Below are 22491 nucleotides of genomic sequence, written 5' to 3'. Positions count from 1 at the left end.
TGAACGCGCGATCACAACGGCCGCTGATTGACGTAATTCTTAATACTGTCCGGAATATCCGACAGATGCTTAAGCGTCAAGAATGCGCCCTTTGGTTCTACGTCGATGCCTACAATATTATAGGCCCACTCTGAATCCGTTTGCATATGAATCGCATTAATGCCGGTAGTCAGGGCAGGGATGACATCTGTTCGGATGGAGTTACCGATCATCCAGGTCGATTTGCGGTCGAACTTCCCATGCTGCAAAATGCCTTCCATCGCTTCCGTGTTCTTCATCGAACGCACGTAGACACGAGGACCAAAATATCGTTCCAGCTTCATTTGCTTAATCTTCCGCTGCTGAATCAGCATCTCGCCGCCGGTATAGAGATGAAGCTCATGACCGTGGGAGGCAAGCTCGAAGAGGGTTTCCTCCATGAACGGATAAGGCTCTACCTCATGATCGTATACGCTTCGCCCCAGCTTCCACAAAAAATCCTCTTCCGTAACCGCAGTGGAACGCCCTGTCAGATTGGAGAAATGGCGGTAGGTATCGACGAAGGATTGAGGGAAGTGTTCGCTCGTGAAGCCGGTCAGGTGTACCCCGGCAATATCGATTTCCGTCTGCATGTCACGAATTTCTTGAGTGGTGACACCGAAGCCGCGGAACCAATCCGTCATCGTATCCGTAAATTGATCGATAACGAAATAGAAATATTTGTTGCAGTAAATGAGCGTATCATCGAGATCGAATAAAATAATTTGTTTCATCTTAGGCACGGCTCCTTCCCCAGATGATTTCGCTGTAGATACAATCTACCGCATCTTGGGATTCGCCGTCAAATCGAATACGACTGGGGATATTTACAAATACTGTACCCGGAGGTGATAAGGAAATGGAGCATGATAAAAAAAGCAGCAGCGGCCGCAAGATCGAGGCGGGAATAAGAGAGAAAGAAGAGAGCATTAAACCGGAAAAAGCGGCGAACAGACCGGCAAGCTTGAATGGCATAAACAAACAACTTCAGTAAGCATTAGCCTGACATAAGGTAGCGTCTCTATATGACAGAACATTTCCTGAGACGGAAGCCTGTCATATAGAGGCGGGATAAATGGAGTTAAGCGTATTTATTCATTTTGGCTGTGAGATCTTGTTTAATGTAAGCAAGCCTCTTACGTACATAGAAATCATAGCTTGCGCCTTTCAATTCGCGAGGGCTTATAACCTCATCCGCACTGTTGTCGATAATAGTCAATGAGCCGTTGGAATAAAACTTAAATGTCAGATCCCGGAATGGTCGATGCGCTTCAATAAATCGATAATTTTCACAGTTTGTCATGATGGTCAGCCTCCTAACGAATAGATAGAGATTAGAACATTTGTTCTTGTTTTTATTATAGCAAACATCTGTTCGTATGGAAACTATTATTTTTTTCCCTTACACTAGATTCATAGGAGTAATGGCACTACGGCTTATATCAGCATTTTCAGACGGATAAGGAGCGGCAGTCATGATCAGAGTATCGCAGTTATCGAAACAAATTCCGGGCGGGCCGAAGGTTCTTTCCGGAATCAATCTTACTATAGAACCCGGTGAGTTCATCGCGGTCAAAGGCGCCAGCGGAAGCGGGAAGTCCATGCTTCTCAAATGCTTGGCCATGCGCGAGAAATGGACAAGCGGCACGTACGTCGTAGACGGCGTCGATATTTTCAAGAAAGGCTTCTCCGGCACGTTGAAGGTCCGCCGCGAAATCGCTTACCTCGAAGAGAAGCCGACCTTATACGGCAATCGCACCGCCCTTAAGAACGTGCTGATCGGCGCAGCTTATCAAACGCCTGCATGGCGGAGAATAACCGGCATGGTGCGAAGCGACGACTATATGGGCGCGATGGATATGATCGAGAAGATGGGTTTGCTCGAGAAAGCGCATCAGAAGGGCGACAAGCTGAGCGGCGGTGAGAAACAGCGGATCGCGATGGCCAGGGCGCTGGTGCATGGCGCGAAGACGCTGCTTGCGGACGAGCCGGTCTCAGGGCTTGATCCTCATGCGGCGGAGCAGGTGCTTGCGGATTTGAAGAACATGTGCCGGATTCAAGGCGTCTCGGTGGTCGCCGTCATGCATCAGGGCGATTGGGCGGAGCGCTTCGCCGACCGAATTATCGGTCTTAATAACGGGGAGCTCGTGCTGGATATCAAGGGAAGAAAAATGACGGAGCGGGAGAAAAACCTGCTGTGAGCAGGGCTGGAGTGAATGCCGGGATTGTGCTTCGGCTCATGCAGGAAGAGGAGCTGCAGGCGGCGCACGAGCTCGAACTTTCTTGTTATTCCGAGCTTGCGGCTGCGAGCAGGGAAGCGTTCTCGTTCAGGCAGAAGCATTTTCCCGCATATTTCTGGTCTGCATGGGAAGGCGGCAGGCTGATCGGACTTGCATGCGGCGTTCGGACGGAGGAAAGCAGCTGCGAAGGAGATGCCGTCAAGAGCACGCATGACGCTGATCTCGGCGGACGGCATTTATGCGTGCTGTCGGTGGCTGTGGCTGAGAACAGCCGTCAGAAGGGCATCGGCTCGATGCTCATGGAAGCGCTTATCCGTCAGGCAGCCGAAGACAAGCTTGCTTCGGTTGTGCTAATGTGTGAGCGGCATTTGATCCGCTTCTATGAGGCGCTTGGGTTCCGATATGCCGGCCTCTCGTCGTCTACACACGGCGGAATCGAGTGGCATGAGATGAACTTGCAGCTTGCCTGAAGCTGGCATCGGAATTCCTCGTGCAAAGGAAGAGCACAAGCGGCATACAATGGAGCATCAACCTCAAATAGGCAGGTGTTCCGTATGGCCTTTCAATTTCCGGCAATCGTACAGCCCTCGCGCGTGACATTTCCAAAAGCCGAGCTCTGGGTACCCGTGGTAAGCGGGCTGCATCATGCAGCGGCGCGCAATGCAATCAACAACAAAATCCGCCAAACGGAGCGCGAGCTTGTCCATAATCAAGGCTCGCTCATGGATCCCAGGGCGGAAATGCAGGGCTACTTCGAAGTGAAGACAAACGAGAGAAACGTGTTCAGCCTATCGCTCTTCAACTATGCCTACACAGGCGGCGCGCATGGATTGACGCTTCAGGAGTCGCTTACCTTCGATACCGGAACGGGTAAATCCTACTCGCTGGCAGAGCTGTTCAGGCCAGGGAGCGATTATGTTAAACGGTTGTCCGATGCCGTAAAGCTGCAGCTTGCATCAAGGCAGATCGAAACGTTCGAGCCATTCAAATCCATCCGTCCGGATCAGCCGTATTACGTTGCGGACCGCTCGCTCGTGCTTTACTTTGCGTTGTATGAAATAACGCCGTACGCGTTTGGGTTCCCCTATTTCCCAATTTCGGTATATGAACTGAGCGACATCATTAACCCCAACGGACCGCTTGGCCGGATGGATATGAACAATTAATTACCACGCGAAGGAGATCTCCCCATGATTTATGCGCTCATTCTGCTGGCTGTCTGTGCAGCCGTTTATTTTCTCATCCGTCATCGTCGACAGCGCGAGGAGAATAAGCCGGTCCTAGAACAGCGTACAGCAGACGTACAGCAGAATACGGAGCCCGAGGAGCCGGCAATTGCTTTTAGCCTAGAAGCGATTGCGAGCCCAGCATTCGAGGTGGATTTGACGAATTGCCGCATACTCGTCGTCGATGACCAGGCTCCAATCCGGTTTTTGCTGCGGGAGCTGTTCGAGCAGGAAGGGATTACGGTGCTGGAAGCGTCGAACGGCGTAGCTGCCGTGGAAGCCGTTCGCGATCAGGACGTACATTATGTGCTGCTTGATCTGAAGATGCCCGATATGGACGGGATCGAGGCGCTGCGGGAAATCCGCCGCATGAACCGCTCTGTTCAAGTCGCGATGATTACGGCTTTCGGGGATCCGGATCGGATCGATGCGGCGAAGCGATTAGGCGTGAGGACGTTTTTTACGAAACCGTTCGATATTTTGTATGTGAAGTCGCATGTGATCAACGATCTGCGTAGAGGGCTTAACTCGCCAGCAGAAGTAACAGCAAGCCTACATGCATCGTCATAGCTGCGATAATCCGCGGGCAGAGCTGCTGCCGGCGGTTTTTTGCGCTTATTGGCAAATGTCGACCAGCAGATTCTCCATGATCAAGCCATGCTGTATCAAGCTCCAGCCATGAGTGCAGCGTAATAAGGGGAGGCTTCATGAACAAGAATAAGAGAATCGTCCATCATGAACCGAGTATCGTCAATTGGCTTCTGATGTCGATCGGCGTAAGGTTAACGTATCGGAGTGCGGAGGTGCAACTATGAATTGGCTGTTTATGAACCGGACGATCAGCGTCAAAATCGTATGGAGTACCGTGCTCATTTCCTTGATTCCGCTCCTGCTTCTGTCTAGTTTGTTTTATTGGACAAGCACCAATTCCCTTGAGAAAAACATGTTCCGCAGCTCGAATCAGAATGCCGATTATTTATCGAATTACCTCAATCAGTACTTTCGCAATATGTCGACGTCCGCACTACAGGTTTATGCGTTTGACCGGATCGTCAATCTGATGGCGCACGGCGCCAATTACTCCGACGCGGACATCATCAACGTCAACGATACGCTGGACAACTATTATCAGTTAGTCGTCAACAAGAACAAAGACATCATGAAAATCATGATGTTCGGAAAGGACAACACGCTTCGCGATGCGTGGTCCAGAGCGACCAGCTACAATATGATCAAAGTAACGAGCATCCCGAACTACAAGGCGATGCTCGATTTGCCGTTTCAGCAAGCGATGGCATTCACCTATCACGATAAGGCGCTGAATCAGGATTTCTTCGTGTACAGCATGACGATTTACGATCCGTTCTACCGGACGAAGTTCGGGACGCTCGTCTTCTATGTGCAGAAGAAAGATTTCGTGGCCATGGTGGAGGCGAACAATCGTCCTCCGAATGTCATCGTACTGCAGAACGAGAACGGCCAAGTGATATACCGAACGAACGAGCAGCATAATGATGCCGTCAAGCCTTATGCGCGTCCGGAGAAACGGATCAACAACAGTCCGCTCGCCTTGAAGTTTACCAAGAACCACGATTTGCTCGTGGGCACGGCAGACTTGGACAATGCAAACGTGGGATTAACGATAGTTTATCCCAATCCGGAGCTGGCGCAAAACCGCAAGAACACGCTGCTCATCACGGTCGGGGCGCTGGGCTTCGTCCTGATTGTCATTATTTTGTTCTCTGCGCTCGCCCAGCGGTTCATAACACGGCCAATTCAACTGCTCGGCAAAGCGATGCGCGCGGTCCGGAGCGGGAATTTCGAGGTCTCGCTGGCGCCGTACCCGTATCGAGACGATCTGTCCGAGCTGACAAGGAACTTCAACTTCATGACGGAGAAGATTCGCGAACTGATCGAATCGGAATTCAAGACCCAGCTGCGAAACAAAGAAGCGCAAATTCTCGCCCTGCAGATGCAGATCAATCCGCATTTTCTGTACAATACGCTTCAGACGATCGGCGGCAAAGCCGTTCTGGCCGGCGATTACGACATTCACGAGATGTGCCGTGCGCTCGGCGATATGTTCAGGTACAGCTTCTACGAAGGCAACATGGAGTCTACGATCGGCCAAGAGCTGGAGCATGTCAACAATTATTTATACATTCAGCAGCTTCGCTTTGAGGCCTCCATCGAGACGGATTTTGAAGTGGATCCGGCATTAATGGCATGCTCGATCACGCGTTTCGTCCTGCAGCCGATTATTGAAAATGTCATGGTGCATGTACTAGGCAAGCAGGAACAGCATCAGCTGCAGATTGGCATCAAGGCCGAGCGGGAAGGGGATTCCGTGCGTATTACGCTTCAAGACAACGGGCCGGGCATGGAGCCTGAGAAGCTTGCGGCACTGCAAACCGACTTGGAGCAGCAGGCAAGGCAAGTGTTCTCCGGCGTATCAATTGGGCTCAGGAACGTCCATGAACGGATTCGGCTTATTTACGGCCAAGCCTACGGACTTGAGATCAAGAGCGCCGCAGGTGAAGGGACAACAATCAGCATCCGAATTCCTTATAAGAATCGAGGTGAGACGCATGTATAAAGTCATGGTGGTGGACGACGAATATTGGGGCAGAAAATCGATCGTTAAGATGATTAATGAACTTTCTGCGGATGTCGGCGTTATTGCCGAGGCCAAGCATGGCGACGAAGCGCTTGAGCTTATACGAATCAACAAGCCGCATATTATCGTGACCGATATGAACATGCCGGTGATGAACGGGGAGAAGCTACTCGAGGTGCTGTACACCCAGTACAGCGAGATTAGAGTGATCGTGATCAGCGGTTACTCACAGTTCGAATATTTGAAGGCAGCGCTGAAATACCAAGCATGCGAATATGTGCTGAAGCCCGTATCAGTTACAGAGCTGGGCCAAGCGGTTGCGAAAGCCATTGAGGCAAGCCGGGCATACATGAGCGCGCAGCAGCAGAAGAAATCGACGATCGACATCATGAAGCTGAAGCGGGAGGAGTTCCTTCAGCATGTTACCAGCCGCCGAATAACGAATGTATCGGATATTCAACAGCAATTGAGCGAGCTGCACATTAGGGCGATGGACGGTCCATATCGACTGGCCGTCTGCTCATTCCGGCAGCTGGTCGAGATCGCAAGGATAAAATTCCATGGCAATGCGGATCTTCTGATGTACAGCTTGGAAAACATGCTCTACGAGGTGCTGCAGGACGAAGCGGCGCTCATGTACAAGTCGGACGATCAGATGTCCATTTGTCTCGTGCTGCCTGAGTCTTCGTATAACGAGCAGCGTACCCGTGACGTTATGAATGGCTTTCATACTGCCGTCAAACAGGTGCTGAAACTGGATGTCATCATCGGGATCAGCGGCTCGTTTGGCGAGATCACGAAGCTGCCGGAAGCGTACAAGACAGCAGCCGACGAGCTTGGCAGGAATCCATTTAATGACGATACGCTGTCCATCACGATAGGGGAGCGGCCAGGCCTGACAAGCAAAGCCGCACTTCTCACTGCATTTGATCTCAATGCCATCAGCCAAGCACTCGGCTCGGGAAGCGAACGAGACAGCCGAAGGCTGTTGTCTGCCTTCGTGGAGCGAGTCCGTATGCGTAAGGAAGCGACCATTCACGACGTGCAGCGTGAGCTGGCGAAGATCGTTGAACTGGCGTCCACTGAGCTGAAAGGGTGCATTTCGGCGCAGCCGTCGTTGTTCGATACGCGTCTCATTGCGGGCGTCCTAGACCTGAAGCATCTTCAGGCGTGGATGGAGCAGTTAGCGGACGCCATGGCAGGCCATGGCCAAAGCAACGGCAAATCGGAATCCGTTCAATCGATCGGAGAGGTCGTTGCTTATTTGGATACGCATTATTTCGAGGATGTCAGCCTTGTCGGCGTCGCGACGCGGTTTCATATGGATCCTAGTTACTTAAGCAAGCTGTTCAAATCGGTCACGGACGAGAATTTCATCGAATACGTCACGCGTAAACGAATGGAGAAGGCTTGCGAGCTGCTGCGGTCCTCGGACCACAAAATCCAGGATATTTCTGAGCTGGTGGGTTATGAAAACCAGCGGTATTTCAGCCAAGTATTCAAGAAATTCACCGACCAAACGCCTTCGGAATACAGGGAGCTCAGCGTCAAAAAATAATTAGTGCCGCAAAATATTGAACATCGGGAGCACAATTTATTGGATTACGCATCCCCTCCGGGACAAGTAAGCTAGAAATAGAACGATAGCGTTCTGACTACACATGAAGAGGGGAACTGCAATGAAAAAGAGAATGGCTCTCGTATTATGCACACTCATGTTTGCACTTTCGATTACAGCTTGCGGCACCAGCGACAACAACGCGAATACTGGAAATGCCGCAGGGGGAACCAATGACGGCAAAACGACGAACGAGCCGGCACCTGCCGAACCGGCTAAGGACGAAGAACCGGTCACGATCTCGTTCATGCACTTCAAGAGCGACGTGACGGACGGCGTACAAAAAATTGTAGATCAATTCGAAAGCGAAAATCCAACCATTAAAGTCGATGTGCAGCCTGTTAAATACGACGATTACTACACGGTGCTCAAAACCAAAATGGCAGGCGGCGACGTGGTCGACGTCTTCACGCTGAACTCTGGCGCGCAAACGAAGCTGTTCGTTGACGGCGGTTATGTGGAGGATTTGAGCGGCAAGGACTTCTTGTCCAACTTTGACGAGAGTGTGCTGAAATCGCAGGCAACCGACGGGAAGAACTACATCATGCCGCTGAATGCCGGACCGATCGCGGTATTCTACAACAAGAAAATTTTCACCGATCTTGGTCTACAAGTGCCAAGAACGTTCGATGCGATGATCGAAGCGGGTAAGAAGATCAAGGCAGCCGGCAAAACGGCCTTCGCTTTGGGCTGGAAGGATCAATGGACGCTTGGCATGTGGGTTGGCCGCGATCTGCCGAGCAACACGGCGCTTGTGGCAAATCAACCGGATTTCTTCGAGAAATTGGAGACCGGCGCAGCTAAATTCGCCGACAATCCAGCAGCGAAAACGACAATCGAGCATGCGAAGCAGCTGTACGACCTCGGCAACAAAGACCAGCTGGGCGTCGATTACAACGGTATCGTGGATCTCTTCGCCAAAGGCGAAGTCGGCATGATGTACATGGGGACTTGGCCGCTGGCCGACATTCAGAAGAAAAATCCGGATCTCTACAACAACAGCATCGGCTACTTCCCGTATCCGTTCAGCAACGACGAGAGCCTAAACAAGCTCGAGTTCAACCCGGACGCTTCTCTGGCCGTCAGCAGCAATTCACCGCATAAAGAAGCCGCGCTTAAATTCCTGGCCTTCATGGCAAGCAAAGAAGGCGGCGATGCTTGGGTCAAAAACATCAATTCCCTCAGCTATGTGAAAGGTTCTTCCACGGACATCGCGCCGGCAGTTAACGATCTTAAACCTTACTTTGACAAAGGTGAAATGTACGATTCGCAGAGCTACCTGGCGAAAACGTCCATCGACTGGGGCAGCCAGTTCGTCCAAGTCGTTCAGAACTATTTCTTCGGCAAGTCGACGGAAGACGAAGTCATCAAAGCCATGGATAACTGGGTTGCCAAGAACCACAAATAAGATCGGCATCAACGATGATAATGGCATAGGCGCTGCCTATGCCGTTATCCATGAGGAAGGACATAAATTATGGTAACCATTAAACGAATGATTCGGCGGGAATTTTGGTATCTTGCATTTCTTATACCCGGCTTGTGCTTGTTTACGCTGGCAGTCGTCATTCCGTTCGTAATGGGCGCGCGCTACTCATTTACGAATTGGGACGGGCTGGCTCGCACAGTGCATTATACGGGCCTAGACAACTACAAACGCGCCTTCACCGATCCGGATTTCTGGAAATCCCTGGTGAATACGTTTAAATACGCCATCATTATTACCGTGCTGGTTAATCTGATTGCGCTGCTTCTGGCGCTGCTGCTCGATACGTACTTGAAGTTCAAGAATTTTTTCCGTACGGTATTTTTTCTGCCGAGCGTCATTTCTATCGTATTATCTGGATTCATTTGGAAATACAATTATGCAGTCGGTTTCCCAGACTTGTTCAGCAAGTTCGGAATTGAAATTACGAGCCCGCTGGGCAATCCGGATTACGCGCTGTTCGGCTTGATTCTTATCGCAGTGTGGATGGGCATTGGCTCGCCGATGATTATCTACATCGCTGGACTTCAAGGGGTATCCGGTGAATTATTAGAAAGCGCCGAAATCGACGGCGCGAATATGTGGCAGTCGTTCCGTAACATTACGCTCCCTCTGATCGCGCCTTCCATCACGATCAATATGCTGCTTGTGCTGACAGGCTCGCTGAAAGTATTCGATATGGTTTATGTAACTACGTCAGGCGGACCCGCGTTCTCAACGGAAGTGATTTCGACGTTCATCTTCAAGAACTCGTTCAACAATTTCCAAGCCGGTTACGGAACCGCATTATCGATGATCTTCTTCGTCATTCTGGTTCTCGTAACGATCATTCAAATATCGATCTTCAGAAGACGGGAAGTGGAGCAGTAATGAACAAGACACATATCGCCACCTTTACTATCGTTTCAGCTGCTGCGGTCGTGTTCCTGTTTCCGTTCTACGTCGCCTTGCTGATGGCATTCAAATCTGCGAAGCAAACCTTCGATTCCTTCTATTCGCTGCCTTCGAGCATCTACCTCGTGAATTTTAAGCAGGCATGGAGCGTGTCGAAGTATCCGTCAGCCATTACGAACAGCTTTATCATTACGGTCATATCCGTGGCGTTGATCGTGCTTGTCTCGGCGCTTGCCGGCTATTCAATCGCACGCAGAAACAAACCGTTTTACAATTTCATCTTTATCGTGTTCCTTGCGGGCTTGGTCGTTCCGTTCCAGATTACGATGCTGCCGCTCTACAAAATGGGTAAAGAGCTCTCGATGCTGAACTCGCACTGGGGAATCGCGCTCATCTACGGCGGTCTTGGCGTGCAGATGGGCGTGCTGTTCTACGCCGGCTTCATCCGCGCCATTTCCAGGGAAATTGAAGAAGCGGCAAGGATTGACGGCTGCTCGACGCCGAGAATTTTCGTCCAGATCATCCTGCCGCTGCTAAAACCGGTTACGGCAACGGTGCTCGTGCTGAATGCGCTGTACATCTGGAATGATTTCTTGCTTCCGCTGCTATACCTGCAGGATAAAAACTACCGCACCATTCCGCTCCAACAGTATTTCTTCTTTGGGCAATACAGCAGCGACTTGAATCTGGCTTTCGCTTATGCTGTGATGGGGATGATACCAATCATCGCATTCTTCTTGTTGACGCAGAAGTATATTATTAAAGGAATCGCGGCAGGGGCAGTAAAAGGATAACTTTACGATAGGGGTGTCTTCATTGCCAATCACGTATTTGGAACATTCACAGCTGTTCGAGCTGCGTACGAGCAAAACGTCCTACCTTTTCGGCATTCGGCCAAACGGTTCTGTCCAGCATGTCTACTGGGGCGAGCAGGTTGAAGCTTCGGAATGCGGCTATAGGCTGAAGAACCGCGGCCATAGCTCCTTCGATGCCGAAGTGAATCGCGAAATCGAGGAATTCGGCGGATGGGGCGGCTGCAACTATGCCGAGCCGGGACTGAAGGCAACGTTTCAAGACGGCGTGCGCGACCTGAAGCTTGCCTTCGCCAACTTTGAAATCCCAAGCGATGACGAGCTGGTCGTTCATCTCGCCGATGACCATTATTCGCTGCGCGTGGAAGTCCACTACCGGGTAATCGCTGAGCATGATCTCATTGAGCGTTATGTAACGGTAGTGAACGAGGAAGAGCATCCCGTCCGCATCGAGCAGGTCATGGCTGCTATTTGGTCTGTGCAAGGGCAGCGGGATTACCGGCTAACGCATGTGACAGGCCGCTGGGCCGGCGAATATCAGCTGAGAGAGACCATGCTCTCTGAGGGTAAGAAGGTGCTGGAGTCGAGAAGGGGCTTCACTGGTCCGCACGCGAATCCATGGTTTGCGATCGATAACGGCAAGGCGGATGAAGCTTCTGGCAAGGTATGGTTCGGCGCGCTCGGCTGGAGCGGCAATTGGAAAATCGTCGCGGAGAAAACGACATTCGGCCATGTCCGCATCGTAGGCGGCATCAATGACTTTGACGGCTCGTTCGTCCTGCAGCCGGGAACCGCTTATACGTCGCCGGTCTTCGTTGGCGGCTATACATCCGGCGGCTTCGGAGAGATGAGCCGATTGCTGCACGGCTATCAGCATGATCATGTCATTCCGACGGATAAGCTGCGCAAGGTGCTGTACAATTCGTGGGAAGCGACGGAGTTCGAAGTCACCGTGCAAGGTCAGCTCGAGCTTGCAAGAAGAGCGGCGAAGCTCGGCGTGGAACGCTTCGTCGTAGATGACGGCTGGTTCGGCGCGCGGCACAGCGACCGGGCGGGACTGGGCGATTGGCAGGTCAACGCGGAGAAGTTCCCGAACGGCCTCCAAGAGCTGATTGATGAAGTGAAGGAACTCGGCATGGAATTCGGCATCTGGGTGGAGCCGGAGTCGGTTAATCCGGACAGCGATCTATTCAGGCGGCATCCGGAGTGGGTGTACCAGTTCCCGACGCGCGAAGGGACGCAGCTGCGCAACCAGCTGCTGCTCAATCTCGGATTACCCGAGGTCAAGGCATTCGTCCTTGATTTCATGACGGAGCTTCTGTCCTCGTATGATATTTCATTCATCAAATGGGACATGAACCGGACGGTTACGGAACCCGGTGTTCATCCGCGCTATCAACAAGCCGGCGAGTCGGTATGGATCAAGCATGTCCAGCATGTCTATGAAATTTGGGCAGAGCTGCGGCGCCGATTTCCGCATGTTGAATTCGAGACATGTGCCGGCGGGGGAGCGAGGATCGATCTTGGCATGCTGCGCTATGCAGATCAAGCGTGGATCAGCGACAATACGGATGCGCGCGACCGGCTGAGCATTCAAGAGGGCTTCACCTACGCGTACAGTCCGGCTGTCATGATGTGCTGGGTCACAGAATCGCCGCACGGGTTCAACGGCAGAAGCCTGCCGATGTCCTACCGCTTCCACAGCTCGATGATGGGCGGTCTCGGCATTGGAGCCAACATCCGTCATTGGTCGCCGGAAGAAATGGCGGAAGCGAAGCGTTACGTGGAGCTGTACAAGGAGATTAGAGCAACCGTTCTGCAAGGCAGCTTGTACCGGCTGGAATCGCTGCGTTACTCCAATACCGCTGCTTATCAATATTTGAGCCAGGACCGGAAGGAATCAGTCGTCTTCACTTTCCTGCAGTCGCAGCATTTTGGCGCTGAGGAGCGGCACTTGCAGCTTCAGGGGTTGGACGCCGGAGTGAAGTACGAGGTTACCATCGACGAGCAGGAGCTGCTTGTCCTTCATGGCTCGAATCTGATGCATGTCGGTCTTCCGCTTCAGTTAAGAGGCGATTACGGCAGTAAGCTTATCCGTCTAAAGGCAATCCAATAATCGAATACGAAAAGCGCAAGCGAGCCGTTTTCCGGTGTTATTCCGGTGAACGGCTCTTTTCTTAGGTGCTGTGCCTCGGATGTCCCTCATAGAGTCAAGTATGGAGGTGCGGCTATGGTTCTGCTCTGGATAGGCTGTTTGCTTTTCGCTGCGGTTTGCATGCTCACGCTCTCGCTCGCGAGAATCGCGGAGAAGCGTGCGAAGCTGTCGCTGCACCAATCCCTGCATCAGCATTCCGCCTATGTCCGATTCATGCAGGATAAGCATGAACTGAACGCGCTTGGCTTCGCGCAGCAGCTTACGCGGTATTTGAGCGGACTGGCTTCGTTCGGGTTCTCCTTCTCATCCTTATCCCTGATCGGCGGCGCGATTCTGTTTCTAGGTCCTGCACTGGCTGCAGGCGGACCTGCATTGATCGGTTTCGGCTGGCCGCTCTTGGGGCTGTTCGGCCTGCTTACGGCCTGCTCGATCGCCGCGCTTGCGTCGTCCGTGCCGACGGCTGGCGGCTGCTATCATTGGGCGTTATCTTACGGCGGACGCCGCCTCGGGCTATGGTCCGGCTGGCTGCATGTGATCGGAAGCCTGCTCATGTCTGTTACAACCAACCTGCTTCTCGCGGATTGGATGTGCCGGATCATTGAAGATCGTGTGGGCTATTCCGGCGGATCCGGTTTATTTTATACGCTTCTGGTGCTGTTGTTTGTATCGCAGGGACTCGTCGGCGTTCAAGGCATCCGCGGATTAGGCGCATTGTTTACGGCTGCTGCTGGGCTGCAGCTGCTGCTGATTGTCGTTCTCTTCGCGATGCTTGCTCTAGCTGCATGGCCCGGCGAGTACCCTTTCCAAACGCTGTCGGGCGATCTGTTTGATAGCGGAACGTTTGGGAAAGGAGGGCATTCCTTGCTGCTTGGCATCCTTCTGCTGCAGCGTCTATTTCTCGGGAAAGGCACGACTGCCCATGCGGCTGAAGAGACGTGCGATCCGAGAATCAACGTGCCATGGTCGATCTATCTATCGACCACTGCGCTGTTTATGCTGGGATTCGTTTTGTTTGCCTTTATATTGATGCATACTGCGCTGGGCGGAAACGGCAGCGGTGCTGCGATGCTTGGCCTCGGTGTCTGGCTAACGGAGCAATGGTCGGCTTGGGGACCGTTGTGTTCGATCCTATGCTTCATCATAGCGGTGTTCATCTGCTGGGCGAATGGACTGACCGCTGCGACAGCAGCGACCAGAGCGCTGTTCGCTATGGCGCGAGACGAATCGGTGCCGTATTTCGGGAAAATAGCATTCGTATCGAAGCAGTTTCGATCCCCGATGTATGCAGTGATAACGGTAAGCGGAGCCTCGTACATGCTCGCCACTCTGCTATGCACGGTTGCTTCGCCTGAATCAATTCAGCCTCTTGTCCAGCCGCTGATTCTGCTCAGCGTCGCAGCCGTTCATGCCGCATATGCGCTTCCAGTCGGCTTGAAGCTGCGTTCGCGTTATTCAGCCTCGAGACAAGGGGTCGCTCGCAGCGTAAGCCGTGATCGGGGCCTCCCCAACCGGCGAGGGCCGTGGGAGCTTGGGAAATACAGTGTGCTCATCGATGCGGTTACGTTCGGCTGGTTAACGGTGAGTGCGATGCTCGCCTGCAGCATGCTTGCGCTGTCCGTGCAGGTCGCCGCCGTTATCCTCGCAGGGGCGGGCTTTGTCGGTATCGAGCTTAGACATCGCAGCTTAACACGGAAGACGCCGGTCAAGGTCGTAGGGTCATCGCGCTTCGGAAAAAGAACGATTGACGAATGTATCAGAATAGAAAGAAAATTCCCGCAAAACTATTAATTCGTGAGGAAATATTTCCCCAAACGGCGTTAAATCATTTCCCGGGGAAGCGCAGAAACCAACACGAAAAGCGCGCTTTCGACACAATCTGTAACCGTCGACGCATTGAAATGTCCGCTATTTCCGGGGCTTTTATCGCAGTAATCATTGCGGTGTCTTCTCCAATCCGCGTATAATTTCAATAAACGATCATAAACGGAGGTTGGCATTCATGGAACTTGGCGAACTAGTATCGCTTAATATATCTCTGCTAGAGACCGTACCTTTCGGTGAGAAGGAAGTGATTACGGGCATTAACAAGAAGGCGGTCGTCGGCAAATCGCTGCCGTTGTCCTTCACAGGGTTGGCCGGAGATGCGCAGGGCGATCTCGTGAACCACGGCGGGCCGGATAAAGCGGTTTGCGTTTACAGTGCGGATCATTTCCCGTATTGGCAGCAGAAGTGGAAGCGTCCTGTTGCAGCAGGTGCATTCGGCGAGAACTTCACGGTGACTGGACTAACCGAAGAGTCCCTCTGCATCGGCGATCAGGTTTCGGTCGGTCAAGCACTGCTGCAGGTTAGCCAGCCGCGGCAGCCCTGCTACAAGCTGGGCATGAAGCATGGCTTGCCTAGTCTGCAGCTGGATGTGCAGCAGAACGGCTACACCGGCTTCTATTTTCGTGTACTGGCGGAAGGCGAGATCGCCCAAGGCGACAAGCTGATTTTGCAGCAGCGGCATCCCGCAGGCATTTCCATTGTGGAAGCGAACCGCGTCATGCATAAGGATAAGCGCGACCGTGAGGGCATGCTGAAGCTGCTGAGCGTTCCAGAGCTCTCTTCAAGCTGGCAGCATAGCTTCATGAAACGGTTGGCCAGGCTGAATCAAACGGAGAATTAGTAGACGCGCCAGGGGGAACGCAATCATGGTACAGAAGCAAGAAGGCGGCGAGTTTGCCGTCTACGTAGAGCGCTATTCCTTGCCCGGCAATTGGCAGGCAGTATTGGAAGAGAGCGGCATGAACAACACGACGCGGATGATCTATGCCGATAAAGCCAAATTCGTGCTTCGCGTTTATGATAATCATCGGGACACCGCAATCGTAAGCATGGAACACGAGCTTCTCGTGAAGCTGCAGCAGGCAGGTTTGACATTTCAGGTGCCCCTGCCGATAGCGAATGTTGATGGGGAAACGGTGACAGCTTCGCCGGGTGGCAAACTTGCGGCATTATACGGCTACATTGAAGGAACCCGGCCGGTATCCGAGAACATCCATCATGTGGAGAGTCTTGGGCGCGCGGCGGGGGAGCTTTCGCACGCGCTAGCGGCGATCTCGGACATAGAGGGACTTGTGCCTGTGTACAAGCCGTATTACGCGTGGCAGGAAACCCACGCGGCCATGGACGCGGACGCGCTGACCGCATTATGCCTGAACATTCCGCTTCTTGCGAACCGGAAGAACGAAGTGGAAGAACTGCTCTTGATGCAAGCACGATTAACGACGTTAAACGAAGCGTTTCGAAGGCTTCCGCATCAATGGATTCATGGCGATATCGTCTTTACGAACGCAGTTGCAAACGGGGATGAAATTGTCGGGCTGCTCGATTTTGAATTTTGCACGGTGGACTTGCGAGCGATGGAAATCGCGGTCGTTCTGGCTGAGTTTCCAAGCGATAACGATGGGGAAGCGAAGGAGCGGATCGAGGTGTTCTGCCGCGGCTTTGGCTCGCAGACCCGGCTCACGGAGCAAGAATTGCGGCTGCTGCCGGACTTAATCCAGCTTCGCATGCTGGATGTATGGCTTCATTTTGCGGGGAGGCTTCAGGAAGGTCTCGACCCGGCAGCCGTCTGGCTCGGACAGATCGACCGCGTCCATTTTGTTTGCGGCTGGATCGAGCACCGCCGGGCTGCCTTGGCTGCGCTTTTTACAAAGCATTTGGGAGCAAGTATTCCTGTTTAAGAGAACTATTAATGACGTTAACTATTGGCCCAAAGTATCATTCTTCTCTTGGAGGAGCATGATCCTTTGGGCTTTTGTCATATAAATAATCTGATCCGTTCTATTTCCAATGCGATGGCGACCGAAAGCGCAGCAGGAGGGGGATGTCGATATGAAGAGCACGGCCGAGCAGCTCGGATACGGACCGAAGGACCGTCTCTTGATCATTAACGCTGACGATTATGGCCTCTGCCATTCTACGAATATGGGGATTCAGAGGCTTTTGGAGGAACGGACGGTCTCTTCGGCGACCATCATGATGCCATGCGGCTGGTCCAGGGAAGCAGCGCAGTGGAGTGCTTCGCGTCCGCATCTCGACGTTGGGGTGCATTTTACGTTTACGAGCGAATGGGACGCCATGAAATGGGGCCCGGTTTACAGGGGAGGCTCGACGTTGTCGCTCGTAACCCCGGAAGGCTATTTTCATAAAGAAGCCAAATCGTTCGAGCGCCGCGCGGATGCGCAGCAGGTGAAGCAGGAGCTGCTGGCCCAGGTCGAGATGGCGCTGCAGCTCGGCATTCAGCTGACCCATGCCGACAACCACATGGGCAGCTTGTATGGCCTTCAAACAGGGCACGATTTTCTGTCGGAGGTGTTCGAGGTATGCGCCAAATATGGCCTTCCGTTCAGACTTCCGCGCTACCTGCTCCTCGAGAGCGGCATTCCAGCGCCGCCCGAACTCGCCGGCCAGGCGTTGAAGCACGCTGAGGAAGCGGAGCGAAGAGGTGTTGTTATACTGGATTATCTGGTGGCGCTGCCCTTCCACGCGGCTCCGCTGGAAACGTACGCCCAGTTCAAGGCGCAGATGATCGCGCTTATTAAGAGGCTCAGACCGGGCGTATCGGAAGTGATCATTCATCCGTCCTGCATCACTGACGAGCTGCTTTCCTTTCATGGAGAACCGCTTAGGCGGGGCATGGAACTGGATATATTCCGTGATCAGGAGGTCAAGGACGTGCTTCGAAGTGAAGGCATCATTCAAATCGGATGGCGCGAGCTAAGGCAGCACCAGCGGCGATTTCTGAAGCCGTAGCATCGCGGCTGGCAAGGTGGAGGAAATCTGTTCCAGCCTTGTTTCTAATTGGCGGACGAGCTGTACTAACACAGCAGGATGGACAATTGGCTGTATTACTGTTTCCTCGGTGCTGCTTGGAAAATAAATGCTATTCGCCCCAAATTTATGATGATATACTGACAGTTGTGAATATAAAAAGTATTCAGTTAATTCGGGAAGGGAGTGGAGCAAATGGCATTACTTCCAAAGCAGAATGATCTTGGATTCTTTGAAATTCGACTGGAATCGATCGGCGGTCTCGGTGCCAACCTCGCGGGAAAAATGTTAGCTGAAGCGGGTGTAGTTGGAAGCGGTTTCAACGGGGTAAGCTTCTCCTCTTACGGTTCGGAGAAGAAAGGGTCGCCGGTTAAGGCGCATATTCGGTTCTGCGATTTGGAGACGAATATCCGTGATACGACACCGGTCGAGCGTCCCCATATCGTCGGCGTGTTTCACGAGAATTTATCCAAAACCGTCAATGTCATCAGCGGGATTTATGAAGACAGCGTTGTATTGGTTAATTCCTCCAAAACTCCGGAGCAGCTGAAGGAGAAAATGAATCTCGCCGCTGGTACACTTGCCGTCGTCGATGCAACAGGGATTTCACTTGAAGAAAACAATCGTGTCAACATGGCTATGCTTGGCGGCTTGTTCCGGCTCTGCGACTTCCTGGATTTCGAGCATATGAAAGGCATTATCCGCAAATCGCTGGAGAAGAAATATCCGCAGGCGGTCGAACCCGCCCTTCGCACGTTCCAGCGCGGTTATGACGAAGTCCAATTCCAGACCTTCGGGCTGCCGGAAGGCATTGCGATGCCGCAGCCGGCGCGCTGGGATGTTCCGTCGCTAGGCTATTTGACGCAGCCGATCGGCGGCATGATCGTTAATCCCGGCAACAGCGTGCTGAAGGATCTGTCTATCAGCCGGCAAGGGATGATGCCGCATTTCGACGAGGAGAAATGCATCCACTGCGCTGCCTGCGACACGGCTTGTCCGGACTTCTGCTTCGTGTGGGAAGAACAGCCGGATAAGAAAGGGCGTCCGCAGATGTTCCTGCAGGGCATCGATTATCAATATTGCAAAGGCTGCTTGAAATGCGTTGTCGCTTGTCCCACGGAGGCGCTTGCTTCCGAACGGGAAACAGACGGCTATGGCGACGAGCATCGCGTACCGCACAAATTTGATTGGGCATCAGCGAATTAACGTCGTGTTTTGGATTGCACGGAAGAGAGGAGCTTACAAATGGCCATTGAAATCAATAAAGAAGTGAGCACGGGTACAGTCGAGCAACGCATGGTCTATGAGTCGGGCAACGAGATGGCAGCCTATGCGGCGCATCAGATCAATTATCATGTCATGGGGTATTTCCCGATTTCCCCTTCGACGGAAGTGGCGCAGTTCCTGGATCTCATGAAAGCGAACGGCCAGCATGACATCAAGCTGATTCCGGCCGACGGCGAGCATGGCTCCGCGGGAATCTGCTACGGCGCTTCCGCGGCGGGCGGCCGCGTATTCAACGCGACAAGCTCGAACGGCTATCTCTACATGCTGGAGCAGATGCCGGTGCAATCGGGTACACGTTTCCCGATGGTTATGAATCTGGTTTGCCGCTCTGTATCAGGACCGCTTGACATTCACGGGGATCACTCCGATCTCTATTTCGCGCTGAATACGGGCTGGCCGATTCTGATGTGCCGCGATCCGCAGGCCGTATACGACATGAACATCATGGCGCTGAAGCTTGCTGAGGATCCGGCGGTCCGGCTCCCCGTGCTCGTCGCCTCCGACGGCTACTTCACCTCCCATCAGAAGCGCAGAGTGCAGACGTTTGCCCACCGCGCGGACGTGCATGCTTTCGTAGGGGAGAAATCGCCGGAGGGCTTCAAGCATGTGCTGGACCGGAACAACCCCATTACGGTCGGACCTTACATGAACGAGCCGGACTATATCAATAACTGCTATCAACAGTCGATGGCGATGTATAATGCGTCCGAAGTATTTGATCGTATTCGCAAGGAATATGAAGTGCTGACCGGCCGCGATTATCCGATCTTGGACCTCTACCGGATGGAAGACGCGGAAGTAGCCGTATTCCTCATGAATTCAGCTTCCGAAATCATCAAAGACGTCGTCGACCAACTGCGCGCCAAGGGTATCAAAGCAGGCTCGATTGCACCTAATATGATCCGCCCGTTCCCGGCGAAGGAAATTGCTGAAGCACTGCGCGGCATCAAAGCCGTTACGATCGGCGACCGTGCGGATTCGTACGGCGGCCATGGCGGCAACATGACGAACGAGATCAAAGCGGCTTTGTTCACGCATGGCGCGAAGGATACGCTCGTGATCAGCCGGATCTACGGCCTCGGGGGCAAAGACTTCTACGCCGAGGACGGCCATCATCTGTTCGAGCTGGCGATCGAGGCTGCCAATACGGGCAAAGTTGACGTGCCGTTCGATTACTGGGGCCATACACCGGGAGATCCGGGCAAAGCGCCGAAGCGCGTGCTGGAGCCGCTAAAATACGAGGAGTTGAAGACAGGCCTCATTACAGTGGACCGAGACGAAGCTTCCGGCAAGCTGAAGGTCAAGGTTCCGCCGATCCGGCAGCTGACCAAGAAGCCGAAACGGCTTGCTCCGGGTCACGGCGCATGTCCGGGCTGCGGCATTTTCTCGGGGCTGGAGCTGTTCTTCAAAGGCATAGAGGGCGATATCGTTGCGCTTTACCAGACAGGCTGCGCCATGGTGGTGACGACGGGCTTCCCGTATTCCTCGCACAAGGCGACTTATATTCATAACCTGTTCCAGAACGGTGCGGCCACGCTCTCGGGCGTCGTCGAAATGTTCTGGGAGCGCAAACGCCGCGGCGAGCTCGACCAATACGGCCTGAAGGACGATTTCACGTTCGTCATGATTACTGGCGACGGCGGCATGGATATCGGCATGGGTCCGGCCATCGGCAGCGCGCTCCGGAATCACAAAATGATCATTCTGGAGTACGATAACGAAGGCTACATGAACACGGGCGCGCAGCTGTCGTATTCGACACCGCTCGGCCACCGCACGTCCACGTCGAACGTGGGCAAGCATCAAGGCGGCAAGCTGTTCCATCACAAAGACACGGCGCAAATTATGGCGGCAACCAACATTCCGTATGTATTCACGGGCTCGGAATCGGTGCCGCAGGATCTGCTCCGCAAAGCGGCAAAGGCGCAATACTACGCGCAGAACGTCGGTCTCGTCTATGGCAAAATTCTGATCACATGCCCGCTTAACTGGCTATCGGAGGAGAAGATCGGCCAGACGTTGATCGACGATGCCGTCAACAGCTGCTTCTTCCCCCTCTACGACGTGGAGGAAGGCATTACGACAATTACCTTCAATCCCGAAGAAAAGGGCAAGCGGATTCCGCTCGGCGATTGGCTTAAAAACATGGGCAAGACCAAGCATATGACGCGCCCCGAATATGCGGAAGCGCTGAAGTCGTTCGAAGATGAAGTGGAGCGCCGCTGGCAGCGGCTCAAAGCCAAGCACGAGAACGCCTATCTATAGACTTAAGGCCGGTTTCCGAACAAGGCGCGGCGGCGCGAACGCCGGCGCCTTGTTTGGGTTAGAAGCTAGATATAAACGGGGATCCGGGTGTTGTCCCGGTGTCCGAATTAAAGGGAGCTGCGAGAAGATGCCAACTGTACTGCGCCACCGCGCATCGGGAGAAATTGCCTGCGGCATGCTGAAGAATACGTATGATTTTGCCTATTACGGCGCGATTTGGTGGGAAGATATAGAGACAGCGGAGCGGCAATTCAGCGAAGCGCTGGCGCTCGCCGGCTACGCGGACGACTCCGGCTGGGATCTGCTGGAGATCAAGGAAGAGCGGCTGAAGCTGTTCAACGTGAAGCTGAACAATGACCGGCGGCGCGTACTCTTTCTTGAAATGGATGGAAGCCTGCAGGTGCGCAGGGCGGAATAGGACAGCGGCAGGGGGGCGTGAAGGGTGTTGAATGAAGAAGTGGATGTCGATTATTTCCGGCACCTGCTGGAAGTCAAGTCGGATGAAGCCGTCGATGCCGTCGGATTAGAGCTGCAAGCGGCAGGATTTACGCCGATCCGGCGATTTTTGGACGCATTCCGGCTCTATCTTCGAAATTACGAGGAACATGAATGCAGAAGGGCGGAGGTCCTGTTAAAGCGAGCGATGAAGGCGCTCCCGGAACCGGGTCGGTTCAGTCCCTCATGGACGTACATCTGGCGCGAGTTTGACGGCATCGTCCGGACGAAAGAGCAGGTATTTCGCGATATTCCGGCAGCGGACCGAGGCGGAGAATGGCAGGTGCTGCTGGACAACCCGTTCTCCAATCAGAACATCGCCGTTTATCCGGGTCTGACGTTCCTGGAGGCAGCGTATATGTTTGCTTATTTTGGAACGGAGCTTGCGAATAACGAGTATATTCGGCTTCAGAAGATCGCAACCGTGCTGACCTTCTCCGGCGCTGATTCGAGCGGACTGCAGCCGATCGCCGGCTTGTAACGCTGTCCCGGATTTCGGAAGTCGCTGCAATCACGACTCACAAGCGCCAAAAGGCCTCGATTTCACGCACGTAGAACCGTGC

At 53.2% G+C, this 22491-nt stretch carries 21 protein-coding genes; 19 read left to right on the top strand and 2 right to left on the bottom strand.

What is annotated here, in order from left to right:
• Positions 1-11: 11 nt before the first annotated feature.
• Positions 12-752 (bottom strand): HAD family hydrolase, encoded by a 741-nt coding sequence (locus tag KXU80_RS06865; RefSeq protein WP_219837494.1) that lies wholly within the window; start codon positions 750-752, stop codon positions 12-14.
• A gap of 125 nt (positions 753-877) precedes the next feature.
• Here KXU80_RS06865 and KXU80_RS27915 point away from each other — a divergent pair, with 125 nt between their 5' ends.
• Complete coding sequence (locus KXU80_RS27915; RefSeq protein WP_258171302.1) at positions 878-1012, top strand: hypothetical protein; 135 nt, start codon at positions 878-880, stop codon at positions 1010-1012.
• A gap of 87 nt (positions 1013-1099) precedes the next feature.
• On the opposite strand, the gene KXU80_RS06860 is transcribed toward KXU80_RS27915, so the two are convergent.
• Positions 1100-1321, bottom strand: coding sequence for a hypothetical protein (locus KXU80_RS06860; protein WP_219837493.1), 222 nt, complete (start codon positions 1319-1321; stop codon positions 1100-1102).
• 172 nt (positions 1322-1493) lie between these two features.
• Between KXU80_RS06860 and KXU80_RS06855 the strand changes: the two genes are divergently transcribed.
• The 18 genes from KXU80_RS06855 to KXU80_RS06770 all read left to right on the top strand — a co-directional run bounded on the left by KXU80_RS06855 (position 1494) and on the right by KXU80_RS06770 (position 22409).
• A complete protein-coding gene (locus tag KXU80_RS06855) occupies positions 1494-2219 on the top strand; it encodes a phosphonate ABC transporter ATP-binding protein (RefSeq protein WP_219837492.1) in 726 nt (241 codons plus the stop codon).
• Entirely contained in the window at positions 2216-2728 is a 513-nt protein-coding gene (locus KXU80_RS06850; RefSeq protein WP_219837491.1) for a GNAT family N-acetyltransferase, read from the top strand. The genes KXU80_RS06855 and KXU80_RS06850 overlap by 4 nt, the downstream gene beginning before the upstream one ends.
• A gap of 84 nt (positions 2729-2812) precedes the next feature.
• On the top strand, positions 2813-3424 hold the full coding sequence (locus tag KXU80_RS06845; RefSeq protein WP_219837490.1) for a DUF3298 and DUF4163 domain-containing protein: 612 nt from the start codon (positions 2813-2815) through the stop codon (positions 3422-3424).
• 24 nt (positions 3425-3448) lie between these two features.
• Positions 3449-4054, top strand: coding sequence for a response regulator (locus KXU80_RS06840; RefSeq protein ID WP_219837489.1), 606 nt, complete (start codon positions 3449-3451; stop codon positions 4052-4054).
• Positions 4055-4295: 241 nt separating this feature from the next.
• Entirely contained in the window at positions 4296-6080 is a 1785-nt protein-coding gene (locus KXU80_RS06835) for a sensor histidine kinase (protein WP_219837488.1), read from the top strand.
• Positions 6073-7659, top strand: coding sequence for a response regulator transcription factor (locus tag KXU80_RS06830; RefSeq protein ID WP_219837487.1), 1587 nt, complete (start codon positions 6073-6075; stop codon positions 7657-7659). The genes KXU80_RS06835 and KXU80_RS06830 overlap by 8 nt, the downstream gene beginning before the upstream one ends.
• Positions 7660-7780: 121 nt before the next feature.
• Positions 7781-9127: an ABC transporter substrate-binding protein gene (locus KXU80_RS06825; protein ID WP_219837486.1), complete on the top strand. Its 1347-nt coding sequence runs from the start codon at positions 7781-7783 to the stop codon at positions 9125-9127.
• Between the two features lie 69 nt (positions 9128-9196).
• Positions 9197-10075 (top strand): carbohydrate ABC transporter permease, encoded by an 879-nt coding sequence (locus tag KXU80_RS06820; protein WP_219837485.1) that lies wholly within the window; start codon positions 9197-9199, stop codon positions 10073-10075.
• Positions 10075-10893, top strand: coding sequence for a carbohydrate ABC transporter permease (locus KXU80_RS06815; protein WP_258171301.1), 819 nt, complete (start codon positions 10075-10077; stop codon positions 10891-10893). Before KXU80_RS06820 ends, KXU80_RS06815 begins: the two co-directional genes overlap by 1 nt.
• A gap of 13 nt (positions 10894-10906) precedes the next feature.
• Positions 10907-13027, top strand: a complete 2121-nt coding sequence (locus KXU80_RS06810) for an alpha-galactosidase (RefSeq protein WP_374987757.1) — start codon at positions 10907-10909, stop codon at positions 13025-13027.
• Positions 13028-13141: 114 nt separating this feature from the next.
• Complete coding sequence (locus tag KXU80_RS06805) at positions 13142-14854, top strand: amino acid permease (RefSeq protein WP_219837484.1); 1713 nt, start codon at positions 13142-13144, stop codon at positions 14852-14854.
• A 211-nt stretch (positions 14855-15065) separates the two neighbouring features.
• On the top strand, positions 15066-15731 hold the full coding sequence (locus KXU80_RS06800) for an MOSC domain-containing protein (RefSeq protein ID WP_219837483.1): 666 nt from the start codon (positions 15066-15068) through the stop codon (positions 15729-15731).
• Positions 15732-15756: 25 nt separating this feature from the next.
• The gene (locus KXU80_RS06795; RefSeq protein WP_219837482.1) at positions 15757-16791 is read left to right on the top strand and encodes a phosphotransferase; all 1035 of its coding nucleotides are present in this window, start codon (positions 15757-15759) and stop codon (positions 16789-16791) included.
• A 151-nt stretch (positions 16792-16942) separates the two neighbouring features.
• Complete coding sequence (locus tag KXU80_RS06790; RefSeq protein WP_219837481.1) at positions 16943-17863, top strand: polysaccharide deacetylase family protein; 921 nt, start codon at positions 16943-16945, stop codon at positions 17861-17863.
• 213 nt (positions 17864-18076) lie between these two features.
• A complete protein-coding gene (locus KXU80_RS06785) occupies positions 18077-19087 on the top strand; it encodes a 2-oxoacid:acceptor oxidoreductase family protein (protein WP_219837480.1) in 1011 nt (336 codons plus the stop codon).
• 39 nt (positions 19088-19126) lie between these two features.
• Positions 19127-21433, top strand: coding sequence for a thiamine pyrophosphate-dependent enzyme (locus KXU80_RS06780; protein WP_219837479.1), 2307 nt, complete (start codon positions 19127-19129; stop codon positions 21431-21433).
• A 127-nt stretch (positions 21434-21560) separates the two neighbouring features.
• Entirely contained in the window at positions 21561-21851 is a 291-nt protein-coding gene (locus KXU80_RS06775) for a hypothetical protein (protein WP_219837478.1), read from the top strand.
• Positions 21852-21875: 24 nt separating this feature from the next.
• The gene (locus KXU80_RS06770; RefSeq protein ID WP_258171299.1) at positions 21876-22409 is read left to right on the top strand and encodes a hypothetical protein; all 534 of its coding nucleotides are present in this window, start codon (positions 21876-21878) and stop codon (positions 22407-22409) included.
• Positions 22410-22491: the final 82 nt, after the last annotated feature.

Source organism: Paenibacillus sp. R14(2021), from assembly GCF_019431355.1.
Lineage (GTDB): Bacteria > Bacillota > Bacilli > Paenibacillales > Paenibacillaceae > Paenibacillus_Z.
Note: the sequence above shows the minus strand (reverse complement) of the source record. Positions and strands in the feature narration are given on the sequence as shown.